The organism is Luteibacter sp. P1_D3 (genome assembly GCF_056406135.1).
Genome location: NZ_JBFUAT010000012.1, coordinates 86,818 through 111,771 on the forward strand (window position 1 = coordinate 86,818; position 24,954 = coordinate 111,771).

Below are 24,954 nucleotides of genomic sequence, written 5' to 3' on the forward strand. Positions count from 1 at the left end.
CCATGCGTCGACGGGTCTTGCCGGGCTTCGGATTGAGCCTCGGTTTTACCGTCACCTATCTGGGCCTCATCGTGCTCTTGCCACTGTCGGCACTCGCATGGAAGGCCTCCGAGATCGGGCTGGCCGGCATCCCGCGGTTGTTGTCGTCACCTCGTACGCTGGCGGCGTTCAAGCTCAGTTTCGGTGGCGCGTTGCTGGCTGCGTCGATCAATGTCGTCGTCGGCCTGATGGTGACCTGGGCGCTTGTCCGTTACCGCTTTCCCGGCCGGCGGATACTCGATGCCCTCATCGACCTGCCGTTTGCGTTGCCGACGGCCGTCGCTGGCATCGCGCTAACAGCCGTCTATGCGCCTAACGGCTGGCTAGGCCGTTGGCTGGTTCCGCTGGGTATCCAGGTCGCCTACGCGCCACTGGGCGTACTTGTCGCCATGGTGTTCGTCGGCTTTCCCTTTGTCGTGCGGACGCTGCAGCCCGTGCTGCAGTCGCTGGAACGCGATGTCGAAGACGCCGCGGAGAGCCTGGGTGCGTCGCGGCTGCAGACCTTCGTCAAGGTCGTCCTGCCGACGCTCCTGCCCACCCTGTTGACGGGATTCGCCCTCGCGCTCGCCCGCGCGGTGGGTGAGTACGGCTCGGTGATCTTCATCGCCGGCAACATCCCGCTGCGCTCGGAGATTGCCCCGCTGCTCATCGTCCAGCGGCTGGAAGAATTCGATTACGCCACCGCCGCGGCGCTGGGTGTGGTCATGCTGGCTTTCTCGCTCGTGCTCCTGGTCCTTCTTTCCGTACTGCAGCGCTGGAGCCGGCGCTGGGCGGAGCAGCACGCATGAAGGCGCGCCGGTCCGGACGACCCGTGAGTGCCACGCGACGCATCGGCCAGCTGCTGATCGTCGTCGCTTCGTGCGCGTTCCTCTGCCTGTTCCTCGTGGTCCCGCTGGCCTCCGTGTTCGTCGAAGCCCTTCGTCAGGGTGCGCAGGCTTTCGCGGCGAGCCTGGACCAGCCCGAAGCCATGGCGGCGATCCGCCTGACCTTGCTGGTCGCCGCCATCACGGTACCGCTCAACGTCATCTTTGGCGTGGCGGCTGCCTGGGCCATGACCCGTTTCACGTTCCGGGGAAAAGCGCTGCTTGGCGCGCTGATTGACCTGCCGCTCTCCGTTTCACCCGTCGTTTCGGGCCTGCTGTACGTGCTGATGTTCGGCGCACAGGGCTGGTTCGGTCCGTGGCTATCGGCCCATGGCATCAAGGTCATCTTCGCCGTACCCGGCCTGGTGCTCGCGACCATCTTCATCACGCTCCCGTTCGTCGCGCGGGAACTCATTCCACTCATGCAGGCGCAGGGCAGCGAGGAAGAAGAGGTCGCCCGCGTGCTCGGTGCGAGCGGGTTGCAAACCTTCTTCCGCGTGACGCTGCCCAATATCCGTTGGGCGCTGCTCTATGGCGTGCTGTTGTGCAACGCGCGCGCCATGGGCGAGTTCGGCGCAGTATCGGTCGTTTCAGGACACATTCGCGGGTTGACCACCACCATGCCGCTCGAAGTGGAGATGCGCTACAACGAGTACAACTACGTCGGCGCGTTCGCTATTGCGTCGCTGCTCGCCCTGTTGGCCTTGCTGACCCTTGCGGTGAAATCCGCCCTGGAATGGCGCTATCAAGCCGCCGAGAATCACCGATGACACTCGCTCTCAAACGGCTGAGCCGCCACTTTCCCGACATCGCCGCGCTCGACGACGTGAGCCTCGACATCGCGTCGGGGGAATTCATCGCCCTGGTCGGCCCATCCGGCTCGGGGAAGACGACCCTGCTGCGCATCCTTGCGGGACTGGACTATCCCGACGAGGGAAGCGTCACCCTCCATGGCGATGACTTCCTGGCGGCGACGGCACGGGAACGCAACGTCGGCCTCGTCTTCCAGCATTACGCCCTGTTCCGTCACCTGACCGTGCGCGAGAACGTCGCTTTCGGCCTGCGTGTACGTCCCCGTCGACGTCGCCCTTCCCGTGACCAGATTCGCGCACGCGTCGACGAACTGCTCAAGCGCGTGCAGCTGGCGGAACTGGGTGGCCGCTATCCGAGCCAGCTTTCCGGAGGCCAGCGCCAGCGTGTCGCGCTCGCGCGTGCCCTCGCGGTGGAGCCGGACGTGCTGTTGTTGGACGAGCCCTTCGGCGCGCTCGATGCACAGGTGCGCACTGCCCTGCGCCGCTGGTTGCGCGAGCTGCACGAAGAACTGGAGCTGACCACCGTCTTCGTCACCCATGACCAGGAAGAAGCGCTCGAGCTCGCCGATCGCATCGTCGTCATGAACAAGGGGCGTATCGAGCAGGTGGGTCGGCCGCATGACGTCTACCAGGATCCCGCCACACCCTTCGTCTGCGAGTTCATCGGCCGCACGAACCGTATTCCGCTGCAACGCCGGGGCACGACGTGGGGTGCGGGAGGATGGTCCCTTCCGGCCGGCGCATCGGGTGGGCGATTTCAGTCAGCCGTGGCGTATATCCGGCCGGAACACCTGTCGCTCTCGGTGCCCGAGGATGAGCCCGCGTGGAACGCGCGGTTGCGGCATGTCTACCTGGCAGGAAGCATCGCGCATCTGGACATCCATATCGCCGAGATCGACCAGACGCTGGAGGTCGACGTGGCGAGCGAGGATCTGGCCCGGCTGTCGCTCGTTCCGGGTGCCGCCTTGCGCGTTGCGCCGACGAGGCTCGTCGCCTTTCCGCTGGATGAGACGCCTGCCGCGCAGCCTTTGGTCAGCGAACGCTGGGTGATGCAGCGTTGAGATCGTCGGCGCTTGGGCTCGACGCTGCGGGGTTCGCGCCTAACGGCTGTAGGCCGCTAAGCTGCCTGAAACGGCACGCCGACGCCTGCATCGCCTACATGTCATATAGATCAGTGACTTACTTGATTTCATGAAGTCGGCGGGGGCGGCTGCAGGAAACCTATCCACGACTCAGGTCATTATTTTTGCAACTGAATGTTAGTTGCAAAACCGGTCCCCCCGAGGCAATAATGCCCGCTCCTCAGGGAGACGGAAGCTTGGCCAAATCACGGAAGTTACTACTGAGGCTGAGCACCCACCCCAGGGATTTCACCTGGGATGAGCTGAGTACGCTCTTGAGACAGCTCGGCTTCGAGAAGCATGCGGGAGCGGGGTCCGGCGCCTCGTTCCATAGCTCGACAGACCCGTCGCGGGTCATTCACTTGCACAAACCACACAACCGGAATCCGCCCACACTGCTCGTTGTTTATGTCCGGGCCGTGCATGCCCGACTTCAGGATTGGGGCTACTACGATGACCAGCAATAACCGCCTCGCCTTCAAGGGCTTCACCGCCACTATCACGTTTTCAGCGGAGGACATGCTCCTCGTTGGCCAAGTCGATGACATCGACAGCTTGATCATGTTTTCGGCGGAGAACCCTGCTGATCTCACCACGGAGTTTCACGCCGCAATTGAGCAGTATCTTGCCGACTGCGCAGCGCGAGACGTCGCGCCAGAGAAACCATGCAAGGGAACGTTTAACGTCAGGATCGGAACGGACCTGCACAGAAAGGCTGCCGTGTCGGCTCGTCGCCGAGGACAGTCGCTGAATGATTTCGTCAAGTTCGCCATCAAGCAAGCGGTGGATGCCGCTGAGATGACCAACATCAGTACCGCAGTTCTCTTCGAACGTCGTGCAGCGCTGGTCTCGGACGAGCTATGGGGACCTGAAGCTACCGGGCTGTCGCGTGTACTCCTGCCGCAGTCATTTACAAAGCCGCACTGAGGACAACGCCGTGTCTACGATGGAAAAGTACTACCTGATCGGCTCCCGCCTTGCGGACATGCACCTCGACGAAAGTGTGCTGCTGGCTCAGTTCAATACCGCGCCTGACGTCGAGGCCGTTGAGGCCGTCGTTAAAGTCGAGGCCGTCCCCCCGGCGCTTTCCGGACAGAAGTTCGACGATCGCAAGGTTATCGAGATCGGCATCGTGGTGAGGATGACTTTTTCAGAAGGGGAATCGTCTCGCAAGAAGAAAGCCTCTTCAACGCGGGAAGGCTTTCGTATGACTTTTTTTGCCGGCTTCCTTGCTCACGACGAGAGGAACGACGGCAACATCGAGTTCTTCCAGGCCGACGTTCCGCAATACCAGCGCATGTTGTACTGGATGAAGCGGGACTACATTCTTCAGGTGCTTTCCCAGTCGCTCTATCGATCGGCTGTTTTTCCTCACGACATTGAAGACGATTCCACGCTTGATAACGCAAAACCGGTCACGAAACGTCGCAAGAATCCAGGTGGAAAGGGCTAAAGCCTTGCTCAGCGCCTCAATCGCTTGATCAGCGCCAGCGCATTTGGCACTGCCTCACCGCGCGCCGTATTGTCGAAGATGCACCACGCGTTCCTGCCTTCCGATCGCGCCAGGCGCATCCGCGATGCAACGCCTTCGATGAACACATCATCGTAAGCTGAGTAGTAGACCCGCGGCGCACCGTGCAAGCGGAGATACAGCAGCGCTGAATCGCCGGGCGGCTCGACACCAGCCACCGGCGAGGGATCCGCCCAAACATACGAGACGTCCGCTTCGCCGAGGACAGCCGCCCCCTTAGGTGTGAACCACGTGGCATGCCGCGGTTCGCACACCACAGGCAATGGCGTGTGCTTTCGCAGAAGAGCAAAAAAGGCCCTGGCCGTTCGCACATCGAGTGCAAGGCTCGGCGGGAGTTGAATCAGGATGCAGCCCAGCTTGGGACCCAATGCGGCCACCTCGCTGAGGAAGGCCAGCAACAGGGCTTCGCACTGCCGAAGGCGAAGCTCATGCGTGATCGAACGCGGCATCTTTACGCTGAAACGAAAACCCTCCGGCACGCTCGCCGCCCAACGGGCATAGGTTTTTTCCTGATGCGACCGGTAAAACGACGAATTGATCTCCGTGCACGGAAACACCCTCGCATACCGTTCCAGGTGAGTGCCTTCGCCCGGAAAAGACGGCGCATCCTTCGATGCAAGCGACCAGCCCGCGCAGCCGACCCACATGGCGTCCGACGTGAACCTGGGTAGAGGGTTGGTCATGCATCGCATTCTCGGCATCCGGTATCGCGATCGCGTGAACAGGGCGGTCCTTCGTTTCGTTCCTCAGGTCGAGTTGGCCGCAACGTGACTTCCGGCAGGGTATGCCGGCGGTTCCTGCCATTACGCTCGACGCTTACCCTTCCCCGGAACGTCATCATGCTTCGTGCGCTCGCCATCGCCTGTTGCCTCACGGCCGCCCTCCCCGCCATCGCCGCCGAGAACACCCTGACTCCCGCCGAGACTGCCCAGGGCTGGCAGCCCCTTTTCGACGGCAAAACGCTGCAGGGCTGGCACTCGTTCGGCCAGAAAGGCACGGGCAAGGACTGGAGCGTCGTCGACGGGTCGATCCAGCTCGATCGCGATCTCAAGGCGCCCGACGCCGATTTCGCGGATCTCGTCACCGAGAAGGAATACGAGAACTTCGACCTCAAGCTCGACTGGAAGATGACGGCCTGCGCCGATGCTGGCGTCATGTTCAACGTCAAGGAGTCGCCGAAGTACAAGTACACCTGGGAAACCGGCCCGGAAATGCAGATCGCCGACCTGGTCTGCACCAAGCCGGACAGCTACACGCTGTACGAGCGTTCCGGCGACCTCTTCGACCTGATCTCCTCGGACATCGAAAACGTCAACGAGCACGGCCACTGGAACGCCATCGAGATCATCGTCGACCATGGCCACGTGCAGTTCTTCCAGAACGGCCACAAGACCGTCGACACCACGCTGTGGACCCCGGAATGGACCGCCCTCGTCGCGAAGACGAAGTTCGCGAAGATGGCGGACTTCGCGAAGTTCCACAAAGGCCGCATCGCCCTTCAGGGTGGTGAAGACAAGGGCGTGCCGCCGATCCAGATCGCGTTCCGCAATATCCGGATCAAGGAACTCAACTGACGCCGGCGGCCTGCTTCAGGGCATAACGCTCGATCGCTACCGCGACGCCGTCTTCGTTGTTGCTGGTCGTCACATGATCCGCAACCGCCTTGACGGCGTCGATCGCATTGCCCATGGCCACGGCAACGCCAGCGAACTCCAGCATGACCAGGTCGTTCTCCTGGTCGCCGATCGCCATGATGCGTTCCGCGGGAACACCAAGATGCGCCGCCAGCGTGGCGAGTGCCCTGCCCTTGCCGGCTTCCGGATGAAGGATCTCGAGGAAGTCGGCAGCGCTCTTGACCACCGTATAGCGCTGCATCAGTTCGGGCGGCAGGCGGGCGATCGCCTTGTCGAGGATGGCTTCGTCGTCCACCATCATGAACTTGCGGAAGCGCCACGCCGGGTCGACCTGATCGACCGAACGGAACATCAACGGCGTGCGTGAAATGTAGGCATCGCGCACCGTGTGATAACTGATGTCCGCGTTCGGCGTCATCATGCTCCGCTCGTACAGCACGTGAAGATGCACGCCGAGTTCGCGCGCGACCTTCTCGCAATAGACGAAATCGTCGTAACCGAGCGTGGTTTCTTCCACGGAGGTCGTGCCGGACGCATTCTGGATCACGGCACCGTTGAAGGTGATGCAGTAGTCCTCGTCCCCGGCCAGGCCGAGCTCGGCCAGGTATGCCTCGATACCCGAATAGGGGCGCCCGGTCGCCACGACGATACGGATGCCGCGCGCTCGGGCGGAAGCGATGGCTTCCTTGACCCTCGGCGAAATGGCGTGATTGGAGTCAAGCAGCGTGCCGTCCATGTCGATGGCAATCAGGTCGATCATCGGATGCATCTGGTGAGGGGAATCCGCCATATTACTGCATTGCAGCAATGGCGACGCCGAGGGCGTGCCAAGAGGCCTTGGCGCTCGCTTCACGGGCGGGACCAGAGGATGGCTTCTTACCCGATGTCTCGGACCGCCAAGCCAGGAGCTGCCATGGAAGCCCGCGATCTCGGGAACACGATCACCTTCTATCTCCCCCAGCCTGGCGGCGGTGCCGAGCCCTACGCGGTGTTCCAGGATCGACAGCGTATCGGCGGATTTGCGACTCGGGCCGAAGCCATGCGCTTCGCCACGGATCGAGCCGAGACGATCCGCCAAACCCGCAACGTGCCCATTCGCGTGCGTCACGAAGACGAGGCCGGAGGCTGGCATAGCGCGGAGAACGTGTGATGATCGCGCAGGCCGCAGGCGCGGTATCCATACGGGGACTCTATGCGTTCGCTCGTGATCGTGACAGGGATAGCCATCGGGCTCATTGCATCACCTCTCTGGGCTAAAGCGCCCAATCTCGCGCCGTTGACGAGTCAACTGGAAAAAATACGCCAATCGCACGGCATCAACGAAGAGCGCGACGCCGGGCCCGAGTTCACGTCGGTCAAGCAGGCGTTGCGCGAATGGGTGGAACATCAATTGCCTCCGGCGCCTGGCGCGCCGATGCCCGATGGCACGACATTCGAACTCGACCCAGCTGATCTCACGACGCTTGGCACGCAACTGAGCCGCACGCTTGATCTCGCCGGATTGACGTGTCGCCAGCCGGGCCCGTCGGCATACCACTGTGGTGGCGATCCCCCGCGAGAGGAAAACGAGCGGGGATTTCTCGACGCGATCCACATCGCTCGCCTCGACGACCGTCACCTCCTGGTGATGACCGGCGTCGGCATGAAGTGCGGCTTCGACCAGTCGGCTTATGTCTATGAAGACGGTCCGGACCACCGTTGGCACCTGCTCTCTGCCATCGAACAGGATCGCTACAGCAAGGGCGACTACCGTCCGCAGAGCTTCCTCTCGATCGACATATCCCCTTCGGATACGCCGTGGGACCAACCCGCACCGCCGCCCCTCGTGGCCGCACTCGGCTACGAGCCCTGGTGCTCATCGAACTGGCACACGCTCTACACCAAGCTGTGGCAGGCATCGACGAGCACGACGACCCCGCCCGCACTGATCGACCGCGAGGACGGCATGCTCTACATGGGCGATGACTTTATCGCCGCCGCACACGTCTCCAATCACGACCTGCTGGTCGAATTCAAGGGAGCCAGCATCGACGGCGTTGCGCTGGTGCGGCGGCATATCCTGCATTTTCAGATCGGGCCGAACCACGCGGTGACACGCGTCGCGCCTGTCGCGCTTGATCCCCAGGCCTTTGTCGAGGAATGGCTGACCAGCCCCTGGACCGAAGCATCCCACTGGTCATCGTCGTCAGCCCGTCAGCCGGGTTTGGAGCGATCTCACGCGGCCGAGGGGCGTGGCAACCTTACCGGCGAATTCGACGGCCTGCCAAAGCGCTGCCGCAAGTCCGAGTCCGAGTGGCAGGTTACCTACGACGAAGACACCGCGAATGACACCCGCCCGAGATACTTCAAGGTCAGGTGGCTTCCGCCGTACGAGTTCAACCTCGTTGCCGCGTCCAGCAAGCCCTTCCCGGGTTGTGACCAGACCGCCGTGGCGCCTTCGACCATCGGCACGTTGTTTCCGTCGCAGGGGTGGACGCCTTGACCCGATGCCCGCTTCAGCGGCCTTCGGCCACCGGGAGGGTCATCCGCGCCACCACGCCCCGCCCCGCGTCGCGCGCATGCAAATCCAGCGTCCCTTCCTGGGCTTCCACGATCTGCCGCGACAGCGCCAGACCGATGCCGGCGCCGTGCGCCTTCGTCGTGAAGAACGGCACGAACACATTCCCGCTCGCCGGAAGTCCGGGCCCCAGATCGCTCACTTCGATCACCACACGCGCGTCGAGTCGACGCCAACTCAGGAGCACATCCTCCTCGCCACCGGCCTCCACGGCGTTGCGCAGCAGGTTGATCAGCACCTGCTCCAGTTGATCGCGATCGCCATGCAGGCTCACCGCGTCACCCGGCGCGACGCGGATACGCGTGTCATCGAAGAGCCACGCCACCCGCTCGCATAACGAAACCACATCCACCGTCGCCCGCTGCGGCGGCGGCAACCGGGCAAGCCGGGCGTAATGGCTGATGAAGCGTTGCAACGCAGCGCTACGCTGGCCGATCACGTCGAGCCCATGGCGAAGATCCGCGTCGACGTCGCCATCGAGCGGCTTGCCGGCACCGGGCAGGAGGCCGTGCAGCGTTTCCACCATCGAGCCGATTGGCGCCATGGAGTTGGTGATCTCGTGACTGAGCACACGCAAGAGGCGACGGAACGCCTGCGCTTCCTCTTCGCGCAGTGCCCGCTCCATAGGCTGCACCACCAGCAGCCGTCCTTCCTGGCTACGGCTGCGCAGCGTGGCATGTCCCACCTGCCAGCGGCCGGCCTGGCCGGCAAACTCATACGGAACGATGTCACCCGAGGCCACATCGAACAACGGGGAAAGACCGAGCACCTCCGCGGCCCTACCAAGCAGCTCGGCGGCCGGTCGCGCGAGGAGGTGCTCGCCGGCAGGATTGACCAGGCGCAGGCGACCATCACGCTCGAACGCGAACACCGCGCCATCCAGGGCCGCCAGCGTCTTGCTGAGCAGTTGCAACGATTCCTGAAGTCCCCGTTGCTCATCCTGGAGTCGCACCGCCAGTTCGTTGAAGCGCCGCGCGACGTCACCGAAATCATCGCGACGCTCCGCACCTGATGCGCGTACGCCGTAATCCCCTTCGCGCAGGGCTTCGAGCAGGTTCACCACCGTCTGCATGCGGCTGGGACGGCCGCCCGTAAAATATCCCGCGACGATGGTCAGAAACACCACCAGGACGAATAGCGCCGCCGCCTCCGCAAACGATGGCGGCATGCCGACTAACAGCACACCGCCCAGTGCCATGAGCGCAGGCAACGCGATGAGGATGCCGCCTGCGGCAGCCCTACTCCGCATCATCGCGCTGGAGTCCGTACTTCTCCATCCGCCGATACAGCCGCTGGCGGGTGATGCCGAGATGTTCCGCCGCACGCAGCAGGTTGCCGTCGTGACGCTCGATCGCCACCCGCAGCATGGCCGCTTCGGCATCGTCGAGGGTCATGTCTTCCATGCCGCGCGATTTCGTCGGCTTGCGCAGCCGGAGATCACCCGTGGTGACCCGATCGCCCCCGAGCAGGGCAGCGCGCTCCATCGCATGCGCCAGTTCGCGCACGTTACCGGCCCAGGTGTGTTCGAGTAGAGCGCGCTCGACGGACGCATCGAGCACGGGCGGATCGCGACGATATCGGCGACTCGCGGCGGCGAGGTAGTGACGCGCAAGCGGCACGATGTCATCACGACGTTCGCGCAGCGGCGGCAGGCGTAGCGGAAAGACGCTGAGGCGGTAAAGCAGATCCTCTCGAAAGCGCCCCGCATCGACTTCGACGTCGAGGTCGGCGTTGGTGGCTGCGATCACGCGCACGTCCACGCGTTGCGTGCGTGAAGCGCCCAGGCGCTCGAACTCACCGCCTTCCAGCACGCGCAGCAGCTTGGGCTGCTGTTCCAGCGGCAGGTTGCCGATCTCGTCGAGAAACAAGCTGCCACCGTCCGCCGTCTCGAATCGGCCGGCGCGATCCTGCCGTGCATCGGTATAGGCACCCTTGACGTGGCCGAACAGCTCGGCCTCGAACAGCGTCGGTGCCAGACCACCGATATCCACCTTGACGAACGGTCGCGCGCGGCGCGGCGACAACCGATGGATACGCTTGGCGAGCACGCTCTTGCCGCTGCCGTTTTCCCCCAGCAAAAGAACGGCGGCGTCGCTCGTCGCGATGCGCGCGACGTCGTCCATCAGTCGGCGCATCGCCAGCGACTCGGCCACGAAGATCTCGCCATCGTCGAGCAGCAAGGCCTGGGCGTCGCTCAGGCGGCGGACGTCGCGCTCCCGTTGTTTCAGCGCGATGCGTGATTCGAGCACGCTGAGCAGCCGCGCGTTCTGCCAGGGCTTCTCGATGAAATCGACCGCGCCCTCGCGCATGGCCTCCACTGCCAGCTCGATGCTGGCCCAGGCGGTCATGGCGATCACCGGAAGGTCGGGTTTGCGGGTGGTGAGCTCGCGGATGAGCGCGAGGCCTTCCTCGCCGGAGGTGGTATCACGGCCGTAGTTCATATCGACGAGGACCGCGGCGAGATCGTCGCCCTGGATCATCGACAACGCGTCGGCAGGCGTCGCCGCTTCGCTGCACCGGTAACCCGAGTGTTTCAACAACAGGCGCAGCGCATCGCGCACGGCATCCTGGTCGTCGACCACGAGAACATGCGGCAGCGTGCCGCCTGGGCGAGAGGGTTCGGTCATGCGGGCCAGTCTAATGAGGTGGATGCGATCACGGCTAGTCGATGCGCAGTGCTTGCATCGGCCGCACGCGCGCGGCGCGCCATGCGGGAGGCACACTGGCAAGCAGCGCCGACAGGCCGAGAACCAGCAAGACGGCGCCGATGGCCAGCGGGTCAAGTGCCTGGACACCAAAAAGGAAGCTGGTGAGCAGGCGCGACAACACCATCGACGCGGCCAAGCCCACCGCCAGACCCAGCCCCACTTGCAGGGCCGCGGAACGAATGACCGTGAACAACAGACGGTGACGCGTCGCGCCCAAGGCGGCACGCACGCCGTAGTCGTGCCGATGCGCCGCCACGGCCACGGACATCACCGCGTACAGGCCGACCGACGCCAGTAGCAACGCCAGGCCAGCGAACAGGCCGACAAGCAGCAGGTTGAGGCGTTGTGCGGCCGTCGTGGACGCCACCACGGTCTCGAGGGTACGCAGGTTGGAGATAGGCTGACCCGGCGCGACTTCGTTGACGACATCGCGCAAGGTGCCGTCGTTCAATCCAGCCCCCGGCCTTACATGAACCGCGATGTTGAGCGGACCAAACTCCCTCATGATGGACCACATCGCTTCGGGCACCTGGGCCAACGCGGTGTAAAGGATCGGCGGCGATGGCTCGGCAGGACCACGTTGGCGCACGTCGCCCACCACCCCCACCACGCGTAGCGGCACTTGCCGGGTATCGTCGACCCTCAGCATCACGATGTGTCCGAGTGCGTCCTCCACCCCGAAGTACTGGCGCGCGAACGACGCACTCACCACGCACACCGGATCGGCGCCCGCGACGTCGCTGTCCGAGATACCACGCCCCGCCAGCAACGGCACGCCCACCGCCTCGAGGAACCCGGCGGTCATCAAGCGGTACTGCGTGCCGACCATCGAGCCATTGGGAAGCACGATCGGCCAGTTGAGTTGTGAGCCCGTTGGCAGGTTGGTAGACACGCCCGCCGCCTCCGCCTGCGGTAACCGGCGCAAACGTTCCAGCAGCTTGTGCGAGAGCGCCGAAACGTCGGCGATCGTCGCGTAACGCTGCTTCACCGGCGAAAGGGCGAACGTGGTGACGTTACGGCTGGTGAAGCCCATCGGCACGGATTCGAGTTCGTGCAACGTGCGGGTGAACAGGGCTGCGCCTACCAGCAAGACGACGGCGACGGCGATCTGGGCCACGACGAGCGCTCGTCCCGTACGGCCATCCTCACGACTGAGGCCACTGCGTCCGCCACTGACCAGTTCGCTCCGCCAGTCACGTCGGCGACCGCGCAGCACGGCCAGCACCGTCGCGCCGATCGCCGCCGCCAAACCCGCCACCAGCGCGAAGACAACGCTCATGCCCGTCAATCCCACCGGCTCACCACGCAGCCACTCGGGCGGCACGATGTCACCGATCAGGCGCAACCCCAACCACGCCAGCAATAAGCCCAACACCGCGCCGAGCACGCCGATCAGCAATCCTTCGCCAAAGGCCGGAAGGCTCAGTCGGCCGATCGACGAGCCCAAGGCAGCGCGGACGGCGCTCGCATGCGTCCGGGACAAGGAGCGCAACAGGATGAGGCTGGCGAGGTTGATGACGGCGATCAGCAACACACAGGCGGATGCCCCCAGGAACAGCCCGAGGGTTTTGCCTGTATGGGGCGCGAAGACGCCGGTCAACAGCGGCAGCGCCGACGGCGGTTGCTCGCGCAGGGCCTCACGCATCCTCGCCATGTCATCGGACGATGCAAGAAACAGCGGCGTGAGTGCGGCAGCCGTTTCTGCCGCCGTGCCTGCCACCGTCGCGCCTGGCTTCATGCGGCCAACGATCATCTGATTGGTCGACATGTCGCGCGAAGCCAGATCCGGCTGCATCGACAAAACGATGTCCGCACCCCATGGCCATTGAAAGGCCTTTGGGAGGACGCCGACGATCTGCATGCCCTGCCCTTCGACGTTCAGCGTGCGCCCGACCACGGCGGGATCCGCACCGAAACGAGCACGCCAGAAAGCATCCGTAAGGATCACGGCCCCCGGTCCGTGCGGACGATCCTCCGCGTCATCGAAATTGCGGCCAAGCGCCATCGGCAGGCCAAGCACTTCGAAAAACGCACGATCCGCGTGCATGGCGACGGCCACTTGCGGTCGGCCGTCGGGTGCGATGTTCACATTGCCGGGACCATCGGCGGTGCCGGCCATCTCGATCGACGACATCTTCCGGAGAGGCGCGTAATAAGCCGGCCCCGCGCCGTACACGTTCTCGTCCATATACGTGCCCATGGTCACGAGCCGGTCGGCGTGCGGAAAAGGCAGCGGTTTGAGCAGCGCCTGATCGAGCAAGGCGAACATCGCCGTGATCGTTGCCACGCCAAGCGCCAGCGTGAACGTAGCCAGCAGTAAGAAAGCCGGTCGGCGCAGCAGACCGCGCCACGACTGGCGAAGCTCGGTGAGAACGACCGCGACAGGCATCATGGCAGTGCCTCGCGAATCATCGGCATGGCATGGTCTTCTTCGCCACGCAGGCGCTCGAAGGTGTCTTCATCGACGATGCGGCCATCGAGCATGTGCACGACCCGGTCGGCGCGTCGGGCGAAGGCGGGATCGTGGGTCACCATGCACAGGGTGGCGCCGTTACGGTTGAGCTGTTCGAGTAGCTGCATCACGGCTTCGCCGTTACGCGAGTCGAGATTGCCCGACGGCTCGTCCGCCAGCAGGATGCGCGGTTCGCCCACCAGGGCGCGCGCTACCGCCACACGCTGCTGCTGGCCGCCGGAGAGTTGCCCCGGATAATGACGTTGACGATGGCTCATGCCCACCTGATCGAGGACCTCGCGCACCCGGCGTTGAGCGACGTCGCGACGGTAGTCGTCACGAAAAGTCAGCGGTAGCGCGACATTCTCCTCCACCGTTAGGTCGGCGATGAGGTTGAAGGCCTGGAAGATGAAGCCGATCTTGGCGTTACGCATCCGCGCCTGACGGCGCAGGTCGAGGCCGGCCACGTCGGCGCCATCGAGCAGGAAGCGCCCGGCGGTTGGCGAGTCGAGCAGGCCCAGCATCGACAACAGGGTGGACTTGCCGCAGCCGGACGGCCCGGTGATCGCCACGAAGTCACCTGCGCCGATATCCAGCGATACGTCCGAGAGTGCATGCGTCTCGACGTCGTCGGTGTGGAACACCTTGCCCAGGCCTTCAAGGCGGATCAGCGGTGTATTCATCAGGTCGCTCTCCATATCAGCGTATGCGTAGGGTGTCATAGCCGTTCCATTGGCTGGTATCCGAAAGGATGGCTTGGTCGCCGGCACGCACGCCCTCGAGCACGGCCGCGCGGTCGCTGGACATCGCGCCATAGCGCACCGGGACGCGATGCGCCTGGCTTTCCCCCGGGTGGATGACGAACAGCGATCCGACCCCATCGGACGATGCTCCGTAGGGACGACCGACATTCACCACGTTCGGCAGTGTGCCCAGGACCACACGACCTTCCACGGAAAGTTCGGGCCGCGCGCCCGCAGGCAGCAGCGTGTCGAAGGCGACATCGACGGTGACGCTGCCATTGCGCACCGATGGGTCGACGCGAATCAAGCGCCCAGCGACCTTGCCGTTGCGTGTGTCGATATCGACAGGCAGGTCGAGGGCAAGATCGCTGGCGAGGGCTTCTGGAACCTGCAAACGGGCGATGAGGTCATCAGGCCGGGCGACCCTCGCCAGCTTGGCGCCCGAGGCGATCTGCTGGCCGGGTTCCACGTCCACCTGCTGCAGGATGCCGTCGATGCCGGCCCGCACGCCCAGCGAATCCACCTGCTGACGGGCGATGTCCAGCGCGCGGTCCGCCTGGTCGCGCTTGGCTTCCTCCGCACGCAACTGCGCCTCGATGTTGGTGCGAATGGCCGTAACCCGCTGACTCTGGATGGCGAGACGCTTCTGATCCTGTTCCACCGTGATCTTGCTTTGCTTGACCTCGATCTCGGCAGCGGCGCCTTTCGAGAACGCACGCTCGTTGGCCACCCGCTTGATGTCCGCCGTGAGCAGGTCGGACTCCGCCTGGGTCTGTACGGCCTGCGCATCGAGCAGCTGCGATCGCAGGAGCGCTTTCTGCGCAGCGACCCCCGCCTCGGCACCGGCCAGCGCGGCCTTCTGCTTCTCGAAATCGGCCCGCAACTCGGGATTGACCAGTTGCAGGATCAAGGTGTCGGCCTGCACGCGTGCACCCGGCTCGACCACCACCTGCTGCACGGTCGCCGCCGCACCCGCCGTGATCCAACGAATCTGCCTCGGCACCAGCGTGCCGTTGGCGCGGATCTCGCGCTTCATCTCACCCTGCTCGGCGGTGCCAATCCAGATGTCGGAGCGCACGACCGTGGGGGCGGCTTTGCCGAGGGCCAGCGTAGCGACCAAAGCGAGGATCAGCGTGGCTGCGCCCCCGGCAAGCCATAACGTGCGTGGGCGGCGAAGCGAGGAGGCGGCAGATTTGGCGATGTCCATGCCAGGGCTAGAGCACGAGGCGTGCCAAGGCGGGAGTGGCTTGGTGGCGTGGGTTCGAGGGAGGCGAGCGTACGGTGGCGGACAGTGGGTGTCCGGCTTTGTACCCGGCCGCTACTTCGATCGCGGCTCGAGCTCGATGGTGACACCCGCGCACTTGATGGCCTGAAAGTCCACCGTTGCAGACGGCACGTATTCCACGTGAAGCGTCGTGTTACCCACCCACGTCATTGTCACCGCCCCGTCCTTCAGCTCGTACACTCCGTGGTGCGAAAAGCTTAATATCTCGCAACCCTCATCAGCGTCCCCCTGGCTGAGATTGACCTCGCTATAGAGCGCCGCATTTCCGGGACCGCTTTGCTGCGTGGTGGTCGCATTGGCCCGGTAATGTCCGTCGGGTGAACGTACGTGAGCCTCCCAGATGACGGCCCTATCGCTATCGCAGCCGGACAGCGTTATCGCCACGACCAAGAGCCATACTGGCGTCCATGATTTCATCGTGTGATCTTCCCTGGTGTGTAGCGGAGTTCCGATCGTATCCATGCATGAGCTGGCTGTCGATCCATCGAGCTGGCAAGCGATCTGCGCAGCGGCATAATCGCGTCTAAAGCACTTGGGCAGCGCAATGAAAGACGGGGCCAACGTGACCCATCCTCGTGCGCCTTATAGAGGGATACGGGTGGACGCAGCGAAAACATCCTGGCCAGCACGGATCGCAAAGCTCCCTCTCCTTTCCATCCTCGCCTTCACGGCGTTTCTCGTCTGGAGTGGCGTGACGATCGTTCGGGGCGTGCTCCATCCCCCGGCGCCCGAGAAGCCCAGGCTGAATTGTCCCATCCTGCGCACGGCTCCGTTCAAGGTACCGGGGATCGAAGACGCAACGGCTATCGCCTTCCAACGAGGCTATCTCGTGGCACTCGATAGTGCGGGGCGCCTATGGTCCTACTTCGTCAGCGACACGACAGACGCCTGTGAATCGACGGCGTACCCCATGCTCCTTCGTCGGGACAGGCAACCGCCGGGCCCACCCGCTCTCTTCAATCGTATCGCCAGCTCCGCGTATGAAGGCATCGGCATCACCAAGGAGGGTGACCTCGTGCGGTGGGCGCCCGAAGACGTCATTCGGCGCTGCAATCTCAAACTGGACGGCAGCGATTGTGGTGTTCAGCCTTATCGTCTCGCGAGCCACGGCCAAGAGCTAGCCGGAAGTTCGATGCACTACATGTTGCTCAACGCCGACGGCAGTATCGTCAGCGGCGGCATGAACGACTGCGGCCAATTGGGACGCCCGGACTTCGCCACGGAATCCATCTACCTCCCTTTTAAGGCCGTGGCATCGCTGCCACCGATAGCGTCCATTGCGGCAGGCCGCCGGAGCAGCATGGCGCTCGATCGGAAGGGGCATGTCTGGACCTGGGGTAACCTCTCGCACCCCATCGTGGCATCGGCTACGCCCTCCCAGCCTGTGGCGGTGGCCCGCCTCTGCGGCCCCTTCACCAACCCGTACGGCCTTTCCGAAGCGCCCGACGGCACCCCTCGCATGGTCGACGGACTACCAACGATCGTTGCCATCGCCAGTTACCACGCCTTCGATCTGGCGCTCGACAAGAAAGGGCAAGTATGGGGCTGGGGCGATAACCAATGCGGACAGCTCGGTGGCGACGCCAACGCAGCGATGCACATCGGCGGCTATCAGGCGTTGCCGGCGCTGATCACGGGCATGCCTCCAGTCAAGGCCATGGCGGCCGGGCGACGTCACGCGCTCTTCCTCGCCCGCGACGGATCGGTGTGGGCCACCGGGGACAACGAATTTGCACAACTGGGAAAGCTGGGTGGCCTTCCCTCCAATACGTATGCGTGCTCATCGAGTGCAGCACGCGGAGCTAGCGATGCTTACTCCGAGCTCCCCCAACGCGTTCAGGGGTTCGGGCCTGCCAAAGCTGTGGCGGCCGATGCAGGACGCAGCGCCGCCATCGATGCCGACGGGCATGTATGGATCTGGGGCCGCTACCCCTGAACACGACGCATCGACCGGGCGCGATCGCCCGGTCGATGCCACCGCGTTACTTGCTGATGCGGTAAATCACCGTCGCATGCGGTTCCAGCTTCGTCTTGATCGAGCCGTCACCCTTCGCATCCGTGTGCGCCCAGAGGTCGCGTACGGTATGGCTCCCGCCAGTCTTCAGGCCGATCTCGGTCGCGGCGACCGTGACGTCCTTCGCCGTATCGGCTTCGTTGAACACTGCCACAGCGCGACCGCCGTCCTTCAGCGGCTTGACGATAACGTGGATGCCGTCCGCGTCACGCACCTGCTTTCCCTGCACGCCGAGCGGATCCTGATCGATGGCGATGACGTCCTTGTTGAGCAGGATCTGCAGCGCGTCGGGTTTCACGGTACGAAGGTCGGTGCCGATCAGCAGCGGCGAGGCCATAATCGACCACAGGCTGAAGTGGCTGCGGTACTCGACATCGGTCATGCCGCCGTTACCGACTTCGAGCATGTCCGGGTCGTTCCAGTGGCCCAGGTGCGCGTAGCCATCGAGGACGACGTTCTGCTTGAATATCTTCAGCATCGAGGCGTAGTTGTCGCTGATATCGCCGGTCGTGCGCCAGGAGCCCGCATCGACCGGGTCCTTGCCAGCCCAGAGCCAGGGCTTGTTCTCGCCCCACTCGCACATGCTGAAGAAGATCTGCCGACCGCTGCCACGCAGGGCTTCGGCCATGGCGGTGTAACGCTGATGCGCATCCACCTTCTGGTTGTTGCAGTTGTCGTACTTGAGGTAGTCGACATGCCAGGAGGCGAACGTCTTCGCGTCGTCCTTTTCGTGACCCAGGCCACCCGGGAACCCACGATTCTCCTCCAGCGGCTCGCAGGTCGAGGTACCCGCACTGGAATACAGGCCGAACTTCAGCCCGCGCTCGTGGATGTAGTCGGCCAGGGCGGTGATGCCGCTCGGGAAACGCTTCGGGTTCGGCTGCAGGTGGCCGTCCCTGTCGCGCTGCCAGTTGGCCCAGCAATCGTCGATGTTGACGTATTGGTAGCCGGCATCCTTCAGCCCCAGGCTGATGAACTTGTCGGCCACGCCGCGGATCATCCCTTCATCGAACTCGGCACGGCAGTGGGTGGAGTTCCAGTTGTTGAAACCCATCTGCGGCAGGACGGAGGGCGTCTCGTCCGCCTTGACCGGCGCGGCAGCCACGGCCGCGACACACATGAGCGCGGAAACGATCGCGCCTCGCAGGATGCTATTCATGGAATCGCTCATCGATACGCCTCATGTCGGTCGGAAGAAAGTAGAAAGAGAAACGAGCGAGCATCGCGGCTCATGGAATACCCACCGTGGTCGTGCCGAGGATGGGTTGCTTGCGCGTGCTGAGCACAGGCGCACCTTCCACCAGCAGGTCGAGCACCACGATCTGATTGCCGTGCGGCTTGAGCCAAACCCCGGGTACATAAAGCGTGCGTTGCGGACCGATGCTCCAGGTACGACCCAGCGCATGGCCATTGAGCCAGACGAAGCCCTTGCCCAGACCTGCCGTGTCCAGGAACGTATCCGCCGCGGCGCTGCCGGCAACCGGTGCGTCGAACGCGGCGCGATAGAAGCATGGCGCATGCTGGCAGGCGACCGAGGTGTAGTGCAGCGATGCGCTATCGGTGAACGGCAGTGAGTAGTTCTGCCAGTCATGCAGCCGTTTGCCGTTGAGGCTGACGGGACCAAGGATGCCCTTGCGCTCGTTCAGCATCTTCTCGCCGAAGTTGATGCGCCCGTCGTTCTGCACCAGCAGGTCCAGCGTGTCGCCCTTGTGCAAGGCGACCTTCATCCGGTCCTGCTTCAGGCGGCGATCGAGCGTGCCGACCCGCTTGCCGTTGACGTAGACCTGCGCATAGTCGTGCAAGGTGTCGACCAGCAACTCGCCGGACACATCGGCGTCGATGCGTTTGCGATAGAGGATGTCGCCATAGGCCTGGTCGAACGACTCCATCGTTCTCGGCTCGGCCGAGGACACCGGTGCAGGCAAGCTGTCCCACAAGGACACGGACTCACCCAGCTTGATGCCGTCGATCGCCTGTGTCGGTGGCGTGGCGGGCACGGGCGGCGGTGAGACGCCGGTCTCCTTGGCGATCACCGCCCGTGCGGCCAGGTACTTCGGCGTGGGACGTCCGCTCTCATCGAGGGGGCTGTCGTAGTCGTAGCTGGTGACGTCGGGCTGGTAACTGTTGTCGTCCCAGTTCGCGCCGTTCATCCAGCCGAACGAGGTACCGCCATGGAACATGTAGAAATTGACCGAGTAGCCCTGCTTCAACATCCACGACAACTCGTCGGCAACTTTCTTCGCGGGTTCGACATGGTGAGGCGCACCCCAGTGGTCGAACCAGCCGATCCAGTACTCGCCAACCATGTACGGGCCACCGGGCTGCCAGGTCTGCAGCTTCTCGAACTTCTTCTGGGCGTGGCCCACACCGAAGTTGATGACCTGCAGGACGCCGGGCAGCGATCCGGGTGTTTCCGCGCTATCGGACGTGCTGAGCAGCGAGGCGTTGAAGCCGCCATCGACGATCCCCTTGCGGATCTGCTCCATATAGGCGGTGTCGGTGCCAAAGCTGCCGTACTCGTTCTCGACCTGTACGTCGATGATGTTGCCACCGCGACTCAGCTGCAGCGGCGCCAGTTCCTGGCCCATCCTGTGCAACCAGCGCTGCGCCGGCTCCATGAATTTCGGGTCGGTGCTACGCACCTTGACGTTGGGATCCTTCAGCAGCCACGCAGGCAAGCCACCAAACTCCCACTCGGAACACACATAAGGGCCGGGACGCAGGATCACGTACAACCCCTCTTCCTTCGCCTCACGAACGAACTCGGCGACATCGTTCTGTCCGCTGAAATCGAAGTGCCCCGGCGTCGCCTCGTGGGCGTTCCAGAACACATACGTCGTAATGGTATTCAGGCCCATGGCCTTGGCCATCTTCAGGCGGTCCCGCCAGTATTCGCGCGGCACGCGCGCGTAATGCATCTCGCCGGAGACGATGCGGAACGGTTTACCGTCGAGAACGAAGTGCCCCTTCTCGATGCTCATCGGCTGGCCGGATGCGGCAGGCGCCGCGGATGCCATGCCACACGACAGGGCGCCCATGAACAGCATGGACGCCACGACACTCTTCGATCGACTCACTAGACACCTCACATCAGGACCACCGGCATCGGCACCGGCTCGCGCGAAGGCGAGCCGGTGCCGGGCTACTTCATGCCCCGGAGGACATCAGAACGTTCCGCGCACACCGACGGTGTAGATCGTGCCGTCCGCTTCGGCATAGAGGAAACGGTTGCTGTACACCGAGTAGTCGTACAGATGCTCGTGCGTCAGGTTGGTGCCGGAGACGAACACCGACAGGTGCTTGTTCACCGCGTAGCTCGCGCTCAGGTCGACCTGTCCGTAGGCACTGCGCGTGGCCGGCTGGGCGCCCGAACCGAAGGCCAGGCTTTCCAGATACTTGCCGCGCCAGTTGTACGCCACGCGCACCTGCACCGGGCCCTTCTCGTAGTAAACGCTGGCGTTGGCCGAGTCGCCGATACCGGGCACGGCGAACTTGCCCGATGCCGCGATAACGCCGGGGCTCAGCGCGGTGCTGCTCTTCACATGCGTGTAGTTCAGGGCCATGCCCAGGCCGTTGAAGGGCTCGGGCAACAGATGCGTGAACTGGTAATTGAACGTCGCTTCGGCACCGTAGATGTTCGACGAGTTGAGGTTGATCGGCTGGGTGAGCGACCAGATGAACGGCTGCCCGGTGTTCTGGTCGTTGAGGAACGGGACCGGCGTGCTCACCAGCGTGCTGAAGTTGCTGACCTTCTTGTAGAAACCCTCGACAGCGATGTAGCTGGCGTCGTCGATGTACCACTCCAGGCCCATGTCGTAGTTACGCGAGGTGTACGGCTGGAGCTGCGGGTTGCCCTGCGAAATGGTCAAGGAGTTCGGGCGCGTGCCGAAACTCTTGTTGTAGTAAAGGTTGCTGAGCTGGGGCGGTGTCAGCGTCTTGGACAGGGACAGGCGATAGATCAGGTTGTCCAGCAGTGTCCACTTGAAGTTCATCGACGGCAGCCACTTGTGGTAACCACCCTTGTCCGACTGCGGCGCCAGCGGACCGTAGGTCACCTGGCCGTTGCTGGTGTCGTGCGGATCGACGTAATACGCGATCGGCGGCTGGTTGATCGCCGTGGATGTCGAGACGACGTTGAGGTAACGCACGCCGACGTCGACCGCCCAGGGCATGTTCCACATCGTGCCTTCGAACACGGCCTTGGTGAAGAACGACTTTTCCTTTTCGCCCACATTGTTGTAGCTGCCCGGGTTAGGGGCGGCATCCAGGTTGCCACCGTTCGCAGCCATGCCGGCAAGCAGCGCGGCGCGCTTGTCGTCGGGGAGCTGGTTATATGCGGCCGGCGACGCCAGCCAGTCCAGGTAAGCCCGCGGATCGTACTGAATCCATTGCGACGGCAGGCCCGGCGACGACACACCCTTGATCTTCGATGGCGCGTTGAAGATGTACGCACCGATCGCGTCCGCCGGGACCGGGATGGTATAGCCGCAGTACGCGTTGCAGAGGATGCCGTTCGGCGTACCCCAGCTCACGGATTTCACCGATTCCTTGGTGTACTGCACGCCCGCCTCGAAGCGCGTCATCACGCTGTCGTTGAAGGCCTTGTCCAGCTTGAACTGATAGTTGTCGACCTTGTTGGTCACGTTGTTGCCGGAGCCGGCATTGCAACAATGCGCCGTGAGGTTGTCCAGGTTGGTCGGCGACAGGATGTTCGAGTAGCTCGGCGGCTCGTTGCTGCCACCGTTGGTCCAGGTCGGGTTGGTACCGAAGTTCTTCGCGCCGACCACCAGGAAGTAGCCGTTGGGGCTCTGCTTGTTCCAGGCCTTGGAGCTGGACGCATCGAGGATAAGCTTGGTCGATTCGTCGATGTCGAAACCGAGGTTGACACCGTTCTGGTAGCTCTTTTCGTAGCTCGGCGTATACGACGTGACATAGTCGTTCGCCATGACGTTCGGGCCCTGGCTGTTACGGACAAAGCTGGTCACCGTATTGTTGGCATCGGTCGTCAGCGACTGGATGTCCGACGTGTTGCCGTACTGACCGAACTCGTGCTCGATGGGGTCGACCTTGTAGCTCGAGTACAAGGTGTCGAACTGGACCGTGAGCGCATCGATCGGCTTCCAGTCCATGGCGCCGCTGAAACCCTTGCGGGTACGCGTCTCGTTCAACACGTTGCTGGCCAGCGTTTCCGGGAGCGCCACGTTCCTATAGGTGGGCGTGGTCGCGCCCGGCGTCGTGTAGATGTCCTGGTCGGCATACCAGGAGTTGGCCTGCGTATTGAGCTGGGTGTCCTTGCGCTTGTAGTACGAAGCGGAAAGCATCCAGCCGAAGGTGTGATCCTTGTTCGTCCAGCCGAGCAGGCCCGAGGCCTTGGGTGTGGTCTTGCCTTTCCAGTCGCCGGTCAGGTTGCTGTTGATACCTGCCCCGCTCCATGCGCCGTGATACCCACTGAAGTCCAGCGGTCGCGCGGTCTGGATGTCCACCACGCCGCCGATGTCGACTTCGGAAATGTCGGCGGACGAGGTCTTGTTGACCTGGGCGACACTGATGATTTCCGAGGGAAGGACATCGAAATTGAAGGCGCGCGAGCCGGAGGCCGTGGCCATCGGCCGTCCATTGATGGTGACGGCGACGAAATCGGGACCGAAGCCGCGCACGGCGATCTGGCTGGACTCGCCACCACTGCGGTTCACCGATACACCGGGCACGCGCTGCAGTGCGTCGGCTACATTGGGATCGGGGAATTTGCCGGCTTCTTCAGCGGAAATGGAATCGACGACGTTGACCGAATCCTGCTTGATCGCCTGAGCGCGCTGGAGTGCGGCGAGCTGACCGGTAACGGCGACCTCACCCAACTCGGTGACCTTCTTCTCGTCACTCTTGTCGTCCGCCGCTTTGGCCGGCTTGCCCGGCTTGGCAGGTGGCGTAGCGGACTGCGTTCCGGCCGGAGCGGCCTCTGGCGCCGCTGTCGCGGTCTGTGCGTAACCTGGTGCGCCGTAACCCACCAACCAGGCGACACCCGTTGCCACAAGCGACCGCCGCACGGCGACCGCCAATTTCGTTAGCTGCATGGCTACCCTCCCCCACTCTGTGGAATAACGTCCGATGAGCACACACGGTTTGCTGCCCGACGCCCATCGACACCGTTACCCACCCGGCGCCACAAAGCCCCGAAATCCCCGTCACCCCTTACCCCTGACAGAGCAGTTAGCTGCTACCGCTTATTTGTAGTACTTATTCATAATACCTAGCTTGATCATGGCAACAAGCTGCGCCGCAGCATGACAATGTCGGTGCTCCGCTCTAGATTTCTATTTGTCCTACAAATGGCTTTTCCAGGAGCGTCGGAACACTACATGACCAGTGGCAGGGATCGGCACACGTGCCTGGAAAAACCGCTCGCCGATCCGATGGACCGGCGCCGTTTCTTGAAGATGACGGGCGCCATGGCGGCCCTGTTGCCGTGGCTCAGCCTGCCCCGGTTTGCCGAGAGCAAACCTGTCGAACGCCCTGTCGGCCCCATGCCACGCGCGGCGACGCAGTCCCTTTGGTACGGAACACCCGCGCCGGAGTCGAACCTGCTGCGGGAAGGCCTGCCCATCGGCAATGGTCGCCTGGGTGCACTGGTCGGTGGCGACCCCTCGTCGAATGTGCTCTACGTCACAGATGCATCGATGTGGCTTGGCAAACGCGATGTCGTGCTGGGCGACGACGGCCAGTTCGACTACACCACCGAACACTTCGGCAGCCTGGTCATGCTGGCCACCCTGCACCTGTCGATCAAAGAACATGAGGCCGTCGGGATCACCGACTACCGGCGCGAACTCGATCTGGGCCAGGGCTACGTTCGCACGTCGTACCGGAAAGACGGCATCGCGTACACGTGCGAGGTCTTCGCCAGTCACCCCGACGACCTGATCGTCATCCACCTGTCCCAGTCCGGCGCAGGCCGCCACAACGGATCGGTCCAGTTGCGTGGCATGCACGGGGAAACGTCCCAGGCAGCGGCCTTAAAAGGATCGAGTGGGACCGCGAGCAGTCATTTCGAAGGCGTTCTGGAGAACGGCCTCCGGTACGCGACGAACGTCACGGCGGTCGCAGAGTCCGGCACCGTCCACGCCGACGCGAACGGCATCCATTTCGCGGACTGCAGCGCGCTGACGGTCCTCCTGTGCGGCGGCACCAACTACACGCC

21 protein-coding genes are annotated in these 24,954 nt (G+C 63.6%); 10 read left to right on the top strand and 11 right to left on the bottom strand.

The window, feature by feature from the left end:
• Positions 1 to 2 precede the first annotated feature (2 nt).
• The 5 genes from cysT (at position 3) to AC1DYM_RS10275 (ending at position 4,288) form a co-directional block, all read left to right on the top strand.
• Entirely contained in the window at positions 3 to 827 is an 825-nt protein-coding gene (gene cysT / locus AC1DYM_RS10255) for a sulfate ABC transporter permease subunit CysT (RefSeq protein ID WP_477337935.1), read from the top strand.
• Positions 824 to 1,672: a sulfate ABC transporter permease subunit CysW gene (cysW, locus tag AC1DYM_RS10260; protein ID WP_477337937.1), complete on the top strand. Its 849-nt coding sequence runs from the start codon at positions 824 to 826 to the stop codon at positions 1,670 to 1,672. Before cysT ends, cysW begins: the two co-directional genes overlap by 4 nt.
• Complete coding sequence (locus tag AC1DYM_RS10265; protein WP_477337939.1) at positions 1,669 to 2,775, top strand: sulfate/molybdate ABC transporter ATP-binding protein; 1,107 nt, start codon at positions 1,669 to 1,671, stop codon at positions 2,773 to 2,775. The genes cysW and AC1DYM_RS10265 overlap by 4 nt, the downstream gene beginning before the upstream one ends.
• Positions 2,776 to 3,288: 513 nt before the next feature.
• Entirely contained in the window at positions 3,289 to 3,762 is a 474-nt protein-coding gene (locus AC1DYM_RS10270; RefSeq protein ID WP_477337941.1) for a type II toxin-antitoxin system HicB family antitoxin, read from the top strand.
• 10 nt (positions 3,763 to 3,772) lie between these two features.
• On the top strand, positions 3,773 to 4,288 hold the full coding sequence (locus AC1DYM_RS10275) for a hypothetical protein (protein ID WP_477337943.1): 516 nt from the start codon (positions 3,773 to 3,775) through the stop codon (positions 4,286 to 4,288).
• Between the two features lie 8 nt (positions 4,289 to 4,296).
• On the opposite strand, the gene AC1DYM_RS10280 is transcribed toward AC1DYM_RS10275, so the two are convergent.
• The gene (locus AC1DYM_RS10280; RefSeq protein WP_477337945.1) at positions 4,297 to 5,049 is read right to left on the bottom strand and encodes a DUF72 domain-containing protein; all 753 of its coding nucleotides are present in this window, start codon (positions 5,047 to 5,049) and stop codon (positions 4,297 to 4,299) included.
• 156 nt (positions 5,050 to 5,205) lie between these two features.
• Here AC1DYM_RS10280 and AC1DYM_RS10285 point away from each other — a divergent pair, with 156 nt between their 5' ends.
• Positions 5,206 to 5,940, top strand: a complete 735-nt coding sequence (locus AC1DYM_RS10285; protein ID WP_477337947.1) for a 3-keto-disaccharide hydrolase — start codon at positions 5,206 to 5,208, stop codon at positions 5,938 to 5,940.
• Here the strand turns inward: AC1DYM_RS10285 and yidA are convergent.
• Positions 5,933 to 6,760: a sugar-phosphatase gene (yidA, locus tag AC1DYM_RS10290; RefSeq protein ID WP_477337949.1), complete on the bottom strand. Its 828-nt coding sequence runs from the start codon at positions 6,758 to 6,760 to the stop codon at positions 5,933 to 5,935. The two genes, AC1DYM_RS10285 and yidA, sit on opposite strands and share 8 nt — an antisense overlap.
• Positions 6,761 to 6,913: 153 nt before the next feature.
• On the opposite strand from yidA, the gene AC1DYM_RS10295 reads away from it, so the two are divergent.
• Positions 6,914 to 7,150, top strand: a complete 237-nt coding sequence (locus tag AC1DYM_RS10295; protein ID WP_477337951.1) for a hypothetical protein — start codon at positions 6,914 to 6,916, stop codon at positions 7,148 to 7,150.
• A gap of 126 nt (positions 7,151 to 7,276) precedes the next feature.
• On the top strand, positions 7,277 to 8,482 hold the full coding sequence (locus AC1DYM_RS10300) for a hypothetical protein (protein WP_477337953.1): 1,206 nt from the start codon (positions 7,277 to 7,279) through the stop codon (positions 8,480 to 8,482).
• A gap of 13 nt (positions 8,483 to 8,495) precedes the next feature.
• Here AC1DYM_RS10300 and AC1DYM_RS10305 read toward each other — a convergent pair whose 3' ends face one another.
• From AC1DYM_RS10305 to AC1DYM_RS10330, 6 genes are all read right to left on the bottom strand, one after another.
• The gene (locus AC1DYM_RS10305) at positions 8,496 to 9,809 is read right to left on the bottom strand and encodes a sensor histidine kinase (protein ID WP_477337955.1); all 1,314 of its coding nucleotides are present in this window, start codon (positions 9,807 to 9,809) and stop codon (positions 8,496 to 8,498) included.
• Entirely contained in the window at positions 9,796 to 11,184 is a 1,389-nt protein-coding gene (locus tag AC1DYM_RS10310; RefSeq protein WP_477337957.1) for a sigma-54-dependent transcriptional regulator, read from the bottom strand. The genes AC1DYM_RS10305 and AC1DYM_RS10310 overlap by 14 nt, the downstream gene beginning before the upstream one ends.
• 34 nt (positions 11,185 to 11,218) lie before the next feature.
• On the bottom strand, positions 11,219 to 13,657 hold the full coding sequence (locus AC1DYM_RS10315; protein ID WP_477337959.1) for an ADOP family duplicated permease: 2,439 nt from the start codon (positions 13,655 to 13,657) through the stop codon (positions 11,219 to 11,221).
• The gene (locus AC1DYM_RS10320; protein ID WP_477337961.1) at positions 13,654 to 14,439 is read right to left on the bottom strand and encodes an ABC transporter ATP-binding protein; all 786 of its coding nucleotides are present in this window, start codon (positions 14,437 to 14,439) and stop codon (positions 13,654 to 13,656) included. The genes AC1DYM_RS10315 and AC1DYM_RS10320 overlap by 4 nt, the downstream gene beginning before the upstream one ends.
• A complete protein-coding gene (locus tag AC1DYM_RS10325) occupies positions 14,417 to 15,667 on the bottom strand; it encodes an efflux RND transporter periplasmic adaptor subunit (RefSeq protein ID WP_477337963.1) in 1,251 nt (416 codons plus the stop codon). The genes AC1DYM_RS10320 and AC1DYM_RS10325 overlap by 23 nt, the downstream gene beginning before the upstream one ends.
• 111 nt (positions 15,668 to 15,778) lie before the next feature.
• The gene (locus tag AC1DYM_RS10330; RefSeq protein WP_477337965.1) at positions 15,779 to 16,162 is read right to left on the bottom strand and encodes a hypothetical protein; all 384 of its coding nucleotides are present in this window, start codon (positions 16,160 to 16,162) and stop codon (positions 15,779 to 15,781) included.
• 274 nt (positions 16,163 to 16,436) lie between these two features.
• Between AC1DYM_RS10330 and AC1DYM_RS10335 the strand changes: the two genes are divergently transcribed.
• Entirely contained in the window at positions 16,437 to 17,681 is a 1,245-nt protein-coding gene (locus tag AC1DYM_RS10335; protein ID WP_477337967.1) for an RCC1 domain-containing protein, read from the top strand.
• A gap of 46 nt (positions 17,682 to 17,727) precedes the next feature.
• Here the strand turns inward: AC1DYM_RS10335 and AC1DYM_RS10340 are convergent, their stop codons facing one another.
• The 3 genes from AC1DYM_RS10340 to AC1DYM_RS10350 all read right to left on the bottom strand — a co-directional run bounded on the left by AC1DYM_RS10340 (position 17,728) and on the right by AC1DYM_RS10350 (position 23,830).
• Positions 17,728 to 18,918 carry a glycoside hydrolase family 27 protein gene (locus tag AC1DYM_RS10340; protein WP_477337969.1) on the bottom strand — a complete coding sequence of 397 codons (1,191 nt, stop codon included), beginning with the start codon at positions 18,916 to 18,918 and terminating at the stop codon, positions 17,728 to 17,730.
• Between the two features lie 70 nt (positions 18,919 to 18,988).
• Positions 18,989 to 20,806 (bottom strand): glycoside hydrolase family 35 protein, encoded by a 1,818-nt coding sequence (locus tag AC1DYM_RS10345; protein WP_477337974.1) that lies wholly within the window; start codon positions 20,804 to 20,806, stop codon positions 18,989 to 18,991.
• 117 nt (positions 20,807 to 20,923) lie between these two features.
• The gene (locus AC1DYM_RS10350) at positions 20,924 to 23,830 is read right to left on the bottom strand and encodes a TonB-dependent receptor (RefSeq protein ID WP_477337971.1); all 2,907 of its coding nucleotides are present in this window, start codon (positions 23,828 to 23,830) and stop codon (positions 20,924 to 20,926) included.
• Between the two features lie 285 nt (positions 23,831 to 24,115).
• Here AC1DYM_RS10350 and AC1DYM_RS10355 point away from each other — a divergent pair.
• A partial coding sequence (locus tag AC1DYM_RS10355) for a glycoside hydrolase N-terminal domain-containing protein (RefSeq protein WP_477337972.1) occupies positions 24,116 to 24,954 on the top strand: 839 nt, incomplete at its 3' end.